The organism is Providencia sp. PROV032 (assembly GCF_028484875.1).
GTDB classification, from domain to species: Bacteria; Pseudomonadota; Gammaproteobacteria; order Enterobacterales; family Enterobacteriaceae; genus Providencia; species Providencia rettgeri_E.
In genome coordinates this window covers 39,639-53,408 of sequence record NZ_JAMPSX010000026.1, presented here as the reverse complement: position 1 = coordinate 53,408, position 13,770 = coordinate 39,639, and the positions used below count along the sequence as shown (strand labels likewise).

Genomic DNA, 13,770 nt, shown 5'->3' with positions numbered 1-13,770 from the left:
AAACTAAAAATGGCATAGCCAAAAAATGGTCGATATTGTAACTCAAAATACCTCATCCAGAGAAGTCTGGATACAACAACTTGCTGAAGCAATCACTAATCCAGATGAATTGCTGCAAATACTTAACCTAGAAAACCACCTTTCATCGAAAGAAGGCAGTGAGGCACGCAAATTATTTCCCTTACGCGTTCCAATGCCCTTTATTTCCCGCATGAAAAAAGGCGATCCACTAGACCCTCTGTTATTGCAAGTATTAACCGCAAAAGCAGAGTTTGATATACATCCAGGTTTTTCTACTGACCCACTAGAAGAGCAGGATAATGAAATTCCAAGTTTACTGCATAAATACCACAACCGCGCATTACTGCTGGTAAAAGGTGGCTGTGCAGTCAACTGTCGCTACTGTTTTCGCCGGCATTTTCCTTATGAAGACAACAAAGGAAATAAAAATAACTGGTTGATGGCTGTGGATTATATAAAAAACCACACCGAACTCAATGAAATCATCTTCTCGGGTGGCGATCCGTTGATGGCAAAAGACCATGAACTCGATTGGCTCATCAGCCAATTAGAAGCAATTCCTCATATAAAACGCCTTAGAATTCATACTCGTTTGCCTGTAGTGATACCAGAACGTATCACTGAAACGCTCTGCAAACGCCTTGCTAGCTCAAGGTTACAAGTCATTATGGTGACACATGTTAACCACGCTAACGAAATCGACGAGTCATTCACCAATGCTATGCAAAAACTAAAGTTATCAGGTGTGACATTATTAAACCAAAGCGTATTACTGCGCCAAGTTAATGACAACGTGACAGCCCTGATAAATTTAAGTAATGCTCTATTTGATGCAGGTATTTTACCTTATTACTTACATGTATTAGATAAAGTCCAAGGCGCTGCACACTTTTTAGTGAGTGATGCTGAAGCTAGACAATTAATACAGCAATTATTAAGTAAGGTCTCAGGGTACCTAGTGCCTAAGCTCGCTCGGGAAATTGGGGGAGAGCCGAGTAAAACACTGCTCGACCTGAACTTAAGGCAGAACTAGAAAGCAAAACGCCCAAATAACCATTTGGGCGCTATGAATTCATTTTAGGGGCACTTATAAACTTGGCCAACCATTTTGCTATCTAATGGAATGAAGCTAGATAACACGGTTTCACTTGGGCTTGATGCACCAAAAATCACGTTACCGCCCATTGCCGCGGCTTTATTACGTAAATCATTAGCTGCACTGCGCATTGAGCTAGATTCATTGTTCACACCGCTCAACCAGTTGCTTTGAGTCCCTGCAACCTGACCGAGAAGTTGGCAATCACTTCCAGGTTGATTCTCAACAAAACGAACTTGTGAGCCTGCCGCAGTTAAATTAGTTGTCGTTGAACAACCAGCTAAAAGCAATAATGCAGCAGCACCAAGCAAGACTTTAATTCGCATGTTTTCCCTCATTTTTCATTGTGTTTTTGCAGCTGGCTTGAAAATCGCTTTAGTTCCAATAGCCTATTGATTGAAATACCTAGGAGGTGATTAACATGCAGCACCATCATTGCCGCACACCACCAGCCGAATAGAGTCTATCACAAATTAACCAAAAACCTGCTCTATTCTTTGCGAATTCAAACCATTTACCTTACGTTAAATATAACCCGCGAAGCAACGTTGACGCAAAAATAAATCGCATAACGCATAAATTGTACATTGTTTCGAGATATTGCTTTCATCAATAATTAATAGTTATTTATTAATTAAAAATCAATAAAAAACCGGCACCGTTAGGAACACTAACGATACCGGTCTTATGGTGGGTAGTCCTAACTGAGTTAGTAACTACTTGAGTTTGATGTCGCCAAAGGCTTACATCATACCGCCCATTCCACCCATGCCGCCCATACCAGCTGCGCCTAAATCAGGTGCGTCTGATTTTGGCAGTTCAGTGATCATCGCTTCAGTGGTGATCATCAGACCCGCGATAGACGCTGCAAATTGCAGAGCAGAACGCGTGACTTTAGTTGGGTCTAAGATACCCATGTCGATCATATCGCCATAAGTATCAGTTGCAGCGTTGTAACCTTCGTTACCTTTAGATGCTTTCACGTTGTTAACAACAACTGAAGCTTCTTCACCTGCGTTGGTGACGATTTGGCGCATAGGCGATTCCATCGCACGCAGAGCAACACGAATACCTACTGTTTGCTCTTCGTTATCACCTTTCATGCCTTCCAGTTTCGCTGCAACACGAACCAGTGCAGTACCACCACCAGCAACAACGCCTTCTTCAACGGCTGCACGAGTTGCATGCAGAGCATCATCAACACGAGCACGTTTTTCTTTCATTTCAACTTCAGTTGCTGCGCCCACTTTGATTACCGCAACACCGCCAGCTAATTTAGCAACACGCTCTTGCAGTTTTTCACGGTCGTAGTCTGAAGAAGATTCTTCGATTTGTTGACGAATTTGTGCAACACGGCCTGCAATCGCAGATTCTTCACCCACACCATCAATGATAGTGGTTGTGTCTTTGTTGATAACAATACGTTTTGCTTGACCTAAATCTTCTAATGTCGCTTTTTCTAACTCCATACCGATCTCTTCAGAGATAACAGTACCGTTGGTCAGAATCGCGATATCTTGCAGCATTGCTTTACGACGGTCACCGAAGCCCGGCGCTTTAACCGCTGCAACTTTAACAATACCGCGCATGGTGTTAACAACCAGAGTTGCCAGCGCTTCACCTTCAACATCTTCAGCGATGATTAACAGTGGTTTGCTTGCTTTAGCAACGCCTTCTAATACTGGCAGTAACTCACGGATGTTAGATACTTTTTTGTCAACTAACAGGATGAATGGGTTTTCTAACTCAACAGCACCTGTTTCTGGTTTGTTGATGAAGTAAGGAGACAGGTAACCGCGGTCAAATTGCATACCTTCAACCACATCCAGCTCATCTTCCAGACCAGTACCTTCTTCAACCGTGATAACGCCTTCTTTACCGACTTTATCCATAGCTTCTGCAATTAATTTACCCACGGTTTCGTCGGAGTTTGCAGAAATAGTACCAACCTGTGCGATTGATTTAGTGTCTGAACAAGGAACAGACAGGGCTTTCAGCTCTTCAACTGCAGCAACAACTGCTTTGTCGATACCGCGTTTCAGGTCCATTGGGTTCATACCCGCAGCAACCGCTTTTAAGCCTTCAGTAATGATAGCTTGAGCCAATACAGTTGCAGTTGTTGTACCGTCACCCGCTGCGTCATTAGCTTTAGAAGCAACTTCTTTCACCATTTGAGCGCCCATGTTTTCGAATTTGTCTTCTAATTCGATTTCACGTGCAACTGAAACACCATCTTTGGTGATAACTGGTGAACCAAAAGATTTATCTAAAACTACGTTACGGCCTTTAGGACCTAAAGTCACTTTTACTGCGTCTGCCAGAACATTCACACCACGAAGCATTTTCGTACGTGCATCACTACCAAATTTAACGTCTTTAGCTGCCATTATCTCTTTCCTTCAAATTCTTTTCGTTCGTTGAGAAGTTTTAAGTGAAAATTACGCTTCAACAATTGCCAGAATGTCACTTTCGGACATGATCAGGACTTCTTCATTGTCGATTTTTTCAGCTTTCACGCCATAACCATCGTTAAAGATTACGATATCGCCAACTTTCACATCCAGTGCTTTGATTTCACCATTTTCGAGGATGCGGCCGTTGCCAACAGCAAGAACTTCACCACGAGTTGATTTGCTTGCAGCAGTACCCGTTAGAACGATCCCGCCTGCAGATTTTGATTCAACTTCTTTACGTTTAACGATAACACGGTCATGCAATGGACGAATTTTCATTAATAGTTCTCCTATAAATAAAGTCCATACTAGGTAAAAGGACGATACCAGCATGTCTTAAATAAACTAGTACCATGTTTGAGCAGATTGGGGCGAAGAAGAGGGACTTCAAGGGGGGAGATAAAAAATTTTTCATTTTTATCTCCCCATAAATAGGGTGGTTTTATGATTTAGGGCGATCGTCTTTATCCGATGAATCTGTTTTATCTGAATTATCGATTGTAAAAGAAGGATCATCTTGCTTACGTTGGAATTCCCCCTCAAAAGTATCGCCACGTTGAAAGCCGCTATTTCCTGTTTGGTTAAAACCTGAACCCGGCTGGTAAAAACGAATATGAGGAATTAAACGCATTACAATAAGCTTTTGAATTGGTGGAAGTAACAATAGTAAGCCAATAAAATCCGTAAAGAACCCAGGCACAATCAACAAGAAACCGGCTAAAACCAGTGCGACGCTCTTGATCATTTCGGCTGCGGGGCTTTCACCTGACGCTAACTTTTGTTGGATTTGCAGTACATTTTTCATGCCTTGATTTTTAACGAGTGACACACCTAAGCACGATGTTAAAACAACTAAAATCAAAGTCATTAAAACACCCACTTCGGATGCAACCCGCACAAAAATGACGGATTCAATGTAAACGAGAATACATATCAGAATGAGTGGTAACCAGCGCACAAGTTCTCCTTTATTTCAATAAGCTATCGATTATTTTACGCCCCTAGGGAAACCTTTGTGAACTGCATCTAAGAGACAACTATCAATATTCGCTTTTTTCTTTAGTATAGCCATAATAATTGGGGCAGATATAACGCTTTTCAACTCACAGATTTTTTTCATTAATGATACTTATCTGTGATGAATATCACACAACGTAAAATCTGTTGCATAAATCAAACTATATAGTGATCTAGGTTCAAGGCAACACATGATTAAAAGCATATCATCTACCCATAAATCAGTAGATCATAATGCTGATAACGTAGTATACGGTGTTAATTGCTTGTAAAGTTTTATTTTACAACATTAATCGCTTGTGAATTTTGTTTTACGAAGTATCAATTTTTTAAAGCGCATAAAACGGACAGTAACTGTAATCTAATTAAGAAGGTTCTCATGTCAAACAATACTCGTATCGAAGAAGACCTGTTAGGTAAAAAAGAAGTTCCAGCCGATGCCTATTATGGTGTTCATACTCTGCGTGCGATTGAAAACTTTTATATCAGCGACCGCACTATTAACGATGTCCCAGAATTTATTCGTGGCATGGTTATGGTTAAAAAAGCGGCGGCTTTAGCCAACAAAGAACTGAAAACTATTCCTCGTAATATCGCAGACACCATCATCAAAGCCTGTGACGTTGTGTTAAATGAAGGCAAATGCATGGATCAGTTCCCTGTTGACGTATTTCAAGGTGGTGCGGGCACATCACTGAATATGAATACCAACGAGGTTCTTGCAAACATCGGTCTTGAACTGATGGGTCATAAAAAAGGTGAATATGAATTCTTAAACCCTAATGACCACCTGAACAAAAGCCAATCCACTAACGATGCTTACCCTACGGGGTTCCGTATCGCAGTGTACAATTCTGTATTGAAGTTAATTGAATCTGTTGAATATCTGAAAAAAGGCTTTGAAGCTAAAGCTGAAGAATACAAAGACATTCTGAAAATGGGCCGTACCCAGTTACAGGATGCCGTTCCAATGACTGTCGGCCAAGAATTCCATGCCTTCGCGACTCTCTTAAAAGAAGAAGAGAAAAACTTAAAACGCAGCATTGAATTACTGCTCGAAGTAAACTTAGGCGCAACTGCTATCGGTACTGGCCTGAATACGGCGCCTGGCTACTCAGAGCTTGCAGTTAAAAAATTAGCCGAAGTGACTGGTTTACCATGCGTTCCAGCTGAAGACTTAATCGAAGCAACCTCTGACTGTGGTGCTTACGTCACTGTTCATGCAGGTTTAAAACGTCTGGCAATGAAACTGTCTAAAATTTGTAACGACTTACGTCTGTTATCTTCCGGTCCTCGTGCAGGTCTGAAAGAAATTAACTTACCTGAGTTACAAGCAGGTTCTTCTATCATGCCAGCAAAAGTTAACCCTGTTATCCCTGAGGTGGTTAACCAAGCTTGTTTTAAAGTTATCGGCAATGATATCTGTGTAACGATGGCTGCAGAAGCAGGCCAATTACAGTTAAACGTAATGGAACCTGCAATTGGCCAAGCGATGTTTGAGTCTATCTCTCTGATGAGCAACGCCTGTCGTAATCTGCAAGAAAAATGCATTAGCGGCATTACAGTAAACAAAGAAATCTGTGAAGCGTTTGTATTTAACTCCATCGGTATCGTTACTTACTTGAACCCATTCATTGGCCACCATAATGGTGACATCGTGGGTAAAATCTGTGCTGAAACCGGTAAGAGCGTGCGCGAAGTTGTTCTTGAACGCGGTTTACTGACTGAAGCTGAACTGGATGATATTTTCTCTGTTGAGAACTTAAAACACCCAGCTTATAAAGCAAAACGCTTTGATGACTAAAATTTTATGTTTATCATAAATAATACTTAAAAATAAAGGCACGCCTCTCAATAGAAAGCGTGCCTTTTTTGATTGATACACACACAAATAATTAACATAACAGTTTCATAATTTTAATTTTCATTTTGTCGAGGAGTAAACACTATGTTAGCCGTAGAATTTATTATTGTTCTGCTGGCCATCTTTTTGGGGGCCCGTTTAGGTGGGATTGGTATCGGCTTTGCCGGTGGCCTTGGTGTACTGGTACTCGCTGCTATTGGCGTAAAACCAGGAACCATTCCATTTGACGTTATCTCAATCATCATGGCTGTTATTGCCGCAATCTCTGCAATGCAAATTGCAGGGGGTCTGGACTATTTAGTTGCTCAAACTGAGAAATTACTGCGTCGTAACCCTAAGTACATTACCATTCTTGCACCTATTGTTACCTACTTCCTGACACTTTTCGCAGGGACTGGTAATATCTCTTTAGCAACGCTACCTGTTATTGCAGAAGTTGCAAAAGAGCAAGGCGTAAAACCGTGTCGTCCATTATCCACTGCGGTTGTTGCAGCACAAATAGGTATCACAGCATCACCAATTTCAGCGGCAGTGGTTTATATGGCGTCAGTCATGGAAAACCCAGCAATGGTGGGGGCAGGTAATACCGTCAGCTATATCACACTTCTGAGTGTACTATTGCCTGCGACATTCCTTGCAATTATTTTGATGTCATTCATTATCTCTTGGACATTCAACTCTAAGCTATCTGATGACCCTATCTACCAAAAACGTTTGGCAGAAGGTTTAGTTGAACTGCGTGGTAGCCAAGCAAAAGAAATTAAAGCAGGTGCTAAATCCTCTGTATTGTTATTCTTACTCGGCGTTATCGGCGTTGTTTGCTATGCCATCATCAATAGCCCAAGCTTAGGAATTGTTGAAACACCATTAATGAATACCACAAATGCAATTTTGATTATCATGCTGACTGTGGCGACACTTATTACGATCCTTTGCCGTGTTAATACTGATGCAATCTTGAACTCAAGTACCTTTAAAGCAGGTATGAGTGCGTGTATTTGTATTTTAGGTGTTGCTTGGTTAGGCGATACTTTCGTACAACACAACATTGACTGGATCAAAGAGACTGCGGGAGATTTAATCCACGAACACTCTTGGATGTTAGCGGTTATTTTCTTCTTCTGCTCAGCTTTACTATACTCGCAAGCCGCTACAGCAAAAGCATTGATGCCAATGGCATTAGCGTTGAATGTTAGCCCATTAACGGCTATCGCATCATTCTCTGCGGTTTCTGGCCTATTTATTCTGCCGACCTACCCAACACTGGTTGCGGCGGTACAAATGGATGACACCGGTACCACACGTATTGGTAAATTTGTCTTTAACCACCCATTCTTTATTCCAGGTACTATTGCCGTCGCATTAGCTGTTTCATTCGGCTTCTTGTTTGGCGGTATGATCATCTAGTTTATATGTGTACCAAGTCATCTTATATCAACCCGTGCAAATCGCACGGGTTTTCTATATTTGCAGAAAATATATTACTTTGGTTTCCATACATAAAGTCACGTAAGTAATTATAAATTGATAATAACTATTTAGGTAAAAATAAAATAGTAATAAGATATATATATTTAACTATAAATAATTAAGACAATGTCAAAAATATTTTATCTAATAATATATGTATATTAATACTTCACATATAAGTGTAACAAATAATGACTATAAGTATGTAACGATAGGCTAACTTAATCATTTTACAATAAACATAAATCAAAATATAGCTTCAATAAAGGCAGTAAAAGAACAAGTTGGCGATACAAAAAACCAAAATAAAAAAATAAAGAGGCAATTAATCCAAAGCAACATTTCGATTACACAAGTTTAGGGTAGTAAAAATAGAAATCATCTATCAAAAATTTAAAATCAATCCGTCATAAATATTGGTAATAATCAACTCATCCTTGTTTAATAATAGCTGGAAGTCTGATTATATTCATTTAATCATTCAAACTGATACCAATAAACAATAAGATTTTTTGGTAGAAATATACTTTATTTTAACAAGATTTATATATTTGGAGGAGGCATGCTCAATACTCAACGAAATGAAAATACAAATGTAACCGTTTATATTGGAACCTTTTTAAAACACCGCAGAAAAGTGGTTGGCTTGACTGGCGCACAATTAGCCTCTCGGTTAAAAATCAGCCAACAACAAGTTTCTCGTTATGAAAGAGGTAAAAACGCCATTACGATCCAAGGTCTTTTGGATATCTTACAAGCTCTCGAATTACGAAAACATGACATCGATGACTTTATGGAGAAAGTCTTTCAGTTTTATTATATTGATGCTGCGTTGGAAGCTAAATTGATCAATTAGGGCCTGATATAAACCCACAAGTTCGTTCCAGGGGGGTTCTTCCCCCTCCTGTTCCCTTTAAACTACCTACTTTTAAATACCCACTCAATTTCCTATTTGATTTAATCCCCCCTCGAAAACAATGTCTCGTGATAACACCGCAAATCGCTATAATTCGCAATTGAACATTGTTATGATGGAGAAAAATCAGACATATTGTGATGGAGTTAACAATGCCTATCCAACGCGAAACTATTTTGAGCCATGCGTTAAATCAATTGGAAATCCAAGGCTTATCCGCATCTACAGAAAATTTACTTAGTGAAATTGAATCTGATTTCTCAGCTATTCGACAGTTCTGGCCAGACGACGAAGCACTTGTTTATGATTGCTTGCGTTTTCATAGCCAGCAAATTGAAGTATGGCAGCGCCAAACCTTGCTAGATGAGTCTCTAAGCCCACATCAAAAGTTAATGGCTCGCTACCAACAATTATCTGAAAAAGTCAGCCAAGGGCGTTTTCCTGGCTGTTTATTCATTTCTGCATGTAATTATTACCCAGATGCAGAGCATCCTATCCACCAATTAAGTCGCTTGCAAAAAGATAATTCATTTCACTTCACTAAAAACCTATTAGATGAGCTAGATATTGAAGACTCTACATTGGTTGCTAACCAAATGGAATTAGTGCTTGAGGGTTGTTTAAACCGCTTATTAGTACAGAGGGATATTCGAGATGTGGAGATCGCACAGCACCTTTCTGAGGATATTCTCACAATCGCGCTGTGCCGTAAAAAAGGGGCGTTAAGTTAAAAAAGCAATTAACGCATACTAAACACACACCTTTTGCTGAAAAAGAAAACACTCAGTAAAAAAAAGTGGTTTTTTATAAAAAATGCATTGACGCAAACGGCTGAATACGGTTTAATGCGCCCCGTTGCCCGGATAGCTCAGTCGGTAGAGCAGGGGATTGAAAATCCCCGTGTCCTTGGTTCGATTCCGAGTCCGGGCACCACTTATTTAAAGAACCCGCCCAAAAGGCGGGTTTTTGCTTTTTATCGCTGAACAAAACCCTGTTTCATAAATATCCAGTACTACCACCAATATTAAACTGCCAGTTGCTCCCCTATCCTATTGGTTTAGCGTAATCGCCATGAGTATTTGCCAATAAAACCAATTTAGAACAGAATAGTTATTAGCATTGCCTATACTTATAGACTGATAATTCCTCATCATAATTAAGACATTCACCATGAACAGTGCGCCATCTTTTCAAGATATCATTTATAGCATTATGGGAAATATCCCTAGTGGCAGGGTCGTCACATATGGCGTACTCGCTAAAATGGCGGGTTACCCTGCTCATGTTCGTCAGGTATGCCGCGCAATTAGAAATATTCCACCTGGCAGTACCCTGCCCTGTCACCGTGTTATTAATAGTCAGGGAAAATTGTCCGTCACGGGAGAATGCTATCTACGCCATAAACAAGCCCTTATACATGAAGGTATTGTTTTTAATGCAAATGATAAGATAAAGTTAAAAGACTACTTATGGGAAGGGGGAGATTAATCCTTTCAAATATATTCATAGAATAAAAATATAAAATTATTTTTTATCTTTTAAATACCGAATTTTTTCATTATAAATATAATAAATATTATATAATCACTAAGTTAATTAGTGATTAATATGTATCATTTATAGTTTACACTACTGATGATGTATCTGAGTGAGATTAACTAATAAAATATTAACTTGTATTGTTTTAGTTATGAACTATATTTAATTCTAAATCCATCTATGTCTCATGTTGATTATTTATTTTTGAAATCGACTTTATTACGGCAAGAAATGTAGCTCCTTGGTCCGCTCCAGATAGAGAGGAGTTAATATTTCTCGCGGATCGAAGATTTAAAGTTGTTGAAATTGATGAGGCGACATTTAATTATAAAACCTTAGCCTTAGTCGTCAGGTTACAAGAAATCCCTGAAAGTTCAGTACCTAAAAAAACCCCTTACAGGGACTTAATATCAGGTGAAACATATTATTCACCCATCCCAATCAATGAGCTAGAACTAAAGAAAATAATTGATTTATCAAATGAAAAACAGAATCCATTAATTAATAAAATCATAAGCTATGTAAAAAATAGATAATATAGTGACGCCTCAGATTGGCTCCGCCACGCTATCGAGCATAAGAATAATTTGAGGCGTTTTTTAAATTATTAAAGATTAATAGGCGTATTCTCTTCTATATACGTTTTTAAAATATCTGCATCTATAGAGCCTGTATTCATGAATCGATCCGTAATAATTGGATAACCATCTCCCCCATTTGCATTATAACTTGGCAAGCTAAAGCGATAGGTTTTGTTTAGTTCAATAGGATTACCTGCAATCTTAATGTTTTTTAATTTCCCATCAGAAAGGTCAAAAGTAATATTAGCGAATTGTGGATATGCTCCTGCACCAGGAGTCATATTGGCAATCGTTGTTAAATAAGGTATTAATTCTTTTCCTGTCATTTCAGCAAAACCGACTGAGTTACCAAAAGGCTGAACGGTTAATATATCACGGTATGTAATATCCCCTTGCTCTATTGGTGCACGAATACTTCCGCTGCTTATCAAGCCAAAATTAGCATCTGTTTTCCACATTTGTGCAAGTATAATTAGTTTGCCGAGATTTGTTTGTTGATGGCGAACAACGCGACGGTCACCTTGTAGTAAATTCTCAGTTTTTCCAATAATCACACCCAGTTTTTCTTCCCCTTGTTGCTGATATGGAGTCAATTCTGTAATCACACTCGGGTCCGCTTTAATTTCTTCCGTGTAATAAACATATTGCTTATTGCCGTCCGAGTCTTTTACGGTATATTTTAGATTAACAGGAAGCATCTGATAGCTTAACAGTGTGATTTTATTCTCAGTAATTTGAAAGTTTGCACGGCCAACAAACTTACCCCACTCACCTGCTTGCATAATCCAGACTCCATTTTGATAATCTGGGCGGCAATCTTCACCCACTTTATATTCAAGATCAATGGAGTTTTCCTTTACCATACAAAGTGTTGAATGTGAATGTGCACTGATAATGCCATCGATATCTCCTGGGCTTAGTGCGCGTGCTAGCTCAACATCGCCATAAGCACTCGTCCCTGATTTACCATCCTCATAGTACCCAAGATGGGATAATACCACGACCATATCTGCAATATTGTCTTTTCTTATCTGGGTTGATAGCGTTTTAACTTCAGTAATCGGGTCAGTAAAGCGCACATTCTGTAAGATTTTTTTACTACCCAGTTTTGGGGTATCTGGTGTCGTTACACCGATAAAAGCAATTTTTACATTCCCTTTTTTTAATACTACGTAAGGGGAAAATAAACGTTGATCCGTGGTTTTATCATAAATATTGGCGGATAAAAAAGGAAAATTTGCCCATTGTTCTTGTTGCTTTAATAACTCAACAGGATGGTCAAACTCATGGTTGCCAATTGCCATCGCATCATAACCAACGAGGTTCATACCGATAAAGTCAGGTTTAGCATTGAGTAAGTCAGATTCTGGAGTACCTGTATTAATATCCCCACCTGACAACAAAAAAGTCTCCCCGCCTTGTTTAGAAACTTCTTCACGGATACTATCCACCAGTGTTTTTTGCGCTGCAAGACCATATTCACCGTGCTTACTTTGCCAAAAGTGCCCATGATGGTCATTGGTGTGCAATAGTGTAACATATGAACTTTTCTGAGGTGCTGAGCAACTAATCAACAACAGAGTCAGCAGTGCAAAACCAAGGCGAGCTGCATATTGTTTTGTAGAACGAATAAGTTTATTCATTATCAAACATCCTTATAGAATTACTTCAATATGTCGTTGCTATCAATAAAAACATAAAACTTATTGCTTTGGTAAGATTGGAAATTGTTATCAGTAACAAAAACCAGGGTTTTATGTCCATCAATAACTGGGCCAAAAGTAATACCTTCAATATTATCTGGGGTCTTGGTATAATCAGAAAAGTCGATGAGTAGTTTCTTCGTTATTGGCTGAAATTGGCTTTTTTCTTTAATATCGCTCAGTGTTTCCATACCTTTAATATTTGTGCTTTTAGAAATATCTCCTAAATAGACTCGAATATTAAAATCCCAATCATCATAACCTTTGCTGGCATTACGACCCGCTCTCTCAATAAATAACAATTGATGTTCATTAACGGCTAAAATATCAGAAACGCCATTATCATTAACTGCAAACTCAGACACGTCAGGAATAGGATCAATATTATAAATATACTCGCCCACTAAAGTTAATTCATTGGTTTGTGAGTTTGCATCATATTTCAATAGCCTAGCAGGGCTAGAATTTAATGGCGTTGAAATAGGCCCATCTTGTTTTAATGCCGTTTCAACAGAAATAAATACATTTTTTTTATCTGGCGTGAGAGATACTCCCTCAAAACTAGTTCCTGAACGAACACCAACTTTCGAGGTTTTATCAGCAATACCTAACACATTATAGTATGGGGGGATAACATCATTATAATCAGCAATAAATGAGCCATCAAAGTCTGTGATACGTAATGCGATTCCTAATTCAGATGTCCAAAACAAGCCCTTTCCATTTGGCGTTGGTGCAATTCCTTCCGCATCAACTTGCCCATTTGACCAAATTTTACCGTCTTTATCGAGAAGGTTTTTCATGCCCATAATATTGACGCTATGAATCCCTTGCTTATCAATATTCATTGTTAAGGTATAAAAGCGAGAAACACCTTCTTGTTTAGTATTTCGTGCATCAGAGATACCATAATAAATGGATTTTTCAGCATCAAAATACAATCCTGAAACACCTCCAAATAATACATCTTGATATGATGTACTCGTCGGAAGTGAATATTCCCCTATAAAGTCAAGTTTTTCGAGTGCGGTTGAAAATTGACTATAAAATAAAGTCGATGCAGTAAATAGGCTAGCAACTAGTTTCCATGATTTATTTTTTTTCTTCATA

General features: G+C 38.9%; 12 protein-coding genes and 1 tRNA gene. 7 read left to right on the top strand and 6 right to left on the bottom strand.

All coding sequences use genetic code 11. The annotated features are described in order from the left end of the window. The first annotated feature begins 25 nt into the window (after nt 1-25). On the top strand, nt 26-1,054 hold the full coding sequence (gene epmB, locus PSF42_RS16490; protein ID WP_125890507.1) for an EF-P beta-lysylation protein EpmB: 1,029 nt from the start codon (nt 26-28) through the stop codon (nt 1,052-1,054). A gap of 44 nt (nt 1,055-1,098) precedes the next feature. Here epmB and PSF42_RS16485 read toward each other — a convergent pair whose 3' ends face one another. The 4 genes from PSF42_RS16485 to PSF42_RS16470 form a co-directional block, all read right to left on the bottom strand. Beyond that, entirely contained in the window at nt 1,099-1,443 is a 345-nt protein-coding gene (locus PSF42_RS16485; RefSeq protein WP_004908089.1) for a DUF4156 domain-containing protein, read from the bottom strand. Nucleotides 1,444-1,860: 417 nt separating this feature from the next. Then, nucleotides 1,861-3,504, bottom strand: a complete 1,644-nt coding sequence (groL, locus tag PSF42_RS16480; RefSeq protein ID WP_125890508.1) for a chaperonin GroEL — start codon at nt 3,502-3,504, stop codon at nt 1,861-1,863. 51 nt (nt 3,505-3,555) lie between these two features. Continuing rightward, nucleotides 3,556-3,849 carry a co-chaperone GroES gene (locus tag PSF42_RS16475; protein ID WP_004908085.1) on the bottom strand — a complete coding sequence of 98 codons (294 nt, stop codon included), beginning with the start codon at nt 3,847-3,849 and terminating at the stop codon, nt 3,556-3,558. A 163-nt stretch (nt 3,850-4,012) separates the two neighbouring features. Then, a complete protein-coding gene (locus tag PSF42_RS16470) occupies nt 4,013-4,528 on the bottom strand; it encodes an FxsA family protein (RefSeq protein ID WP_125890509.1) in 516 nt (171 codons plus the stop codon). A gap of 438 nt (nt 4,529-4,966) precedes the next feature. On the opposite strand from PSF42_RS16470, the gene aspA reads away from it, so the two are divergent. From aspA to PSF42_RS16440, 6 genes are all read left to right on the top strand, one after another. Continuing rightward, nucleotides 4,967-6,391 carry an aspartate ammonia-lyase gene (gene aspA / locus PSF42_RS16465; RefSeq protein WP_125890510.1) on the top strand — a complete coding sequence of 475 codons (1,425 nt, stop codon included), beginning with the start codon at nt 4,967-4,969 and terminating at the stop codon, nt 6,389-6,391. A gap of 144 nt (nt 6,392-6,535) precedes the next feature. Continuing rightward, the gene (locus PSF42_RS16460; RefSeq protein WP_125890511.1) at nt 6,536-7,858 is read left to right on the top strand and encodes an anaerobic C4-dicarboxylate transporter; all 1,323 of its coding nucleotides are present in this window, start codon (nt 6,536-6,538) and stop codon (nt 7,856-7,858) included. Nucleotides 7,859-8,483: 625 nt separating this feature from the next. Next, nucleotides 8,484-8,777: a helix-turn-helix domain-containing protein gene (locus PSF42_RS16455; protein ID WP_102138014.1), complete on the top strand. Its 294-nt coding sequence runs from the start codon at nt 8,484-8,486 to the stop codon at nt 8,775-8,777. Nucleotides 8,778-8,995: 218 nt separating this feature from the next. After that, nucleotides 8,996-9,568 (top strand): division control transcriptional repressor DicD, encoded by a 573-nt coding sequence (gene dicD, locus PSF42_RS16450; protein ID WP_413776252.1) that lies wholly within the window; start codon nt 8,996-8,998, stop codon nt 9,566-9,568. 126 nt (nt 9,569-9,694) lie between these two features. Beyond that, nucleotides 9,695-9,770: transfer RNA gene (locus tag PSF42_RS16445), tRNA-Phe, on the top strand. 237 nt (nt 9,771-10,007) lie between these two features. Next, a complete protein-coding gene (locus PSF42_RS16440; RefSeq protein ID WP_125890514.1) occupies nt 10,008-10,325 on the top strand; it encodes an MGMT family protein in 318 nt (105 codons plus the stop codon). Nucleotides 10,326-10,983: 658 nt separating this feature from the next. On the opposite strand, the gene ushA is transcribed toward PSF42_RS16440, so the two are convergent. Then, nucleotides 10,984-12,588 carry a bifunctional UDP-sugar hydrolase/5'-nucleotidase UshA gene (ushA, locus tag PSF42_RS16435; RefSeq protein WP_413776242.1) on the bottom strand — a complete coding sequence of 535 codons (1,605 nt, stop codon included), beginning with the start codon at nt 12,586-12,588 and terminating at the stop codon, nt 10,984-10,986. Between the two features lie 32 nt (nt 12,589-12,620). Further along, nucleotides 12,621-13,769, bottom strand: coding sequence for an esterase-like activity of phytase family protein (locus PSF42_RS16430; protein ID WP_272680376.1), 1,149 nt, complete (start codon nt 13,767-13,769; stop codon nt 12,621-12,623). Nucleotide 13,770: the final 1 nt, after the last annotated feature.

Bases quoted from the DNA above. Each gene is read 5' to 3' on its own strand.
- epmB (WP_125890507.1), top strand. From the start codon at position 26: ATGGTCGATATTGTAACTCAAAATACCTCATCCAGAGAAGTCTGGATA.
- PSF42_RS16485 (WP_004908089.1), bottom strand. From the start codon at position 1,443: ATGCGAATTAAAGTCTTGCTTGGTGCTGCTGCATTATTGCTTTTAGCT.
- groL (WP_125890508.1), bottom strand. From the start codon at position 3,504: ATGGCAGCTAAAGACGTTAAATTTGGTAGTGATGCACGTACGAAAATG.
- PSF42_RS16475 (WP_004908085.1), bottom strand. From the start codon at position 3,849: ATGAAAATTCGTCCATTGCATGACCGTGTTATCGTTAAACGTAAAGAA.
- aspA (WP_125890510.1), top strand. From the start codon at position 4,967: ATGTCAAACAATACTCGTATCGAAGAAGACCTGTTAGGTAAAAAAGAA.
- PSF42_RS16460 (WP_125890511.1), top strand. From the start codon at position 6,536: ATGTTAGCCGTAGAATTTATTATTGTTCTGCTGGCCATCTTTTTGGGG.
- PSF42_RS16455 (WP_102138014.1), top strand. From the start codon at position 8,484: ATGCTCAATACTCAACGAAATGAAAATACAAATGTAACCGTTTATATT.
- PSF42_RS16440 (WP_125890514.1), top strand. From the start codon at position 10,008: ATGAACAGTGCGCCATCTTTTCAAGATATCATTTATAGCATTATGGGA.
- PSF42_RS16430 (WP_272680376.1), bottom strand. From the start codon at position 13,769: ATGAAGAAAAAAAATAAATCATGGAAACTAGTTGCTAGCCTATTTACT.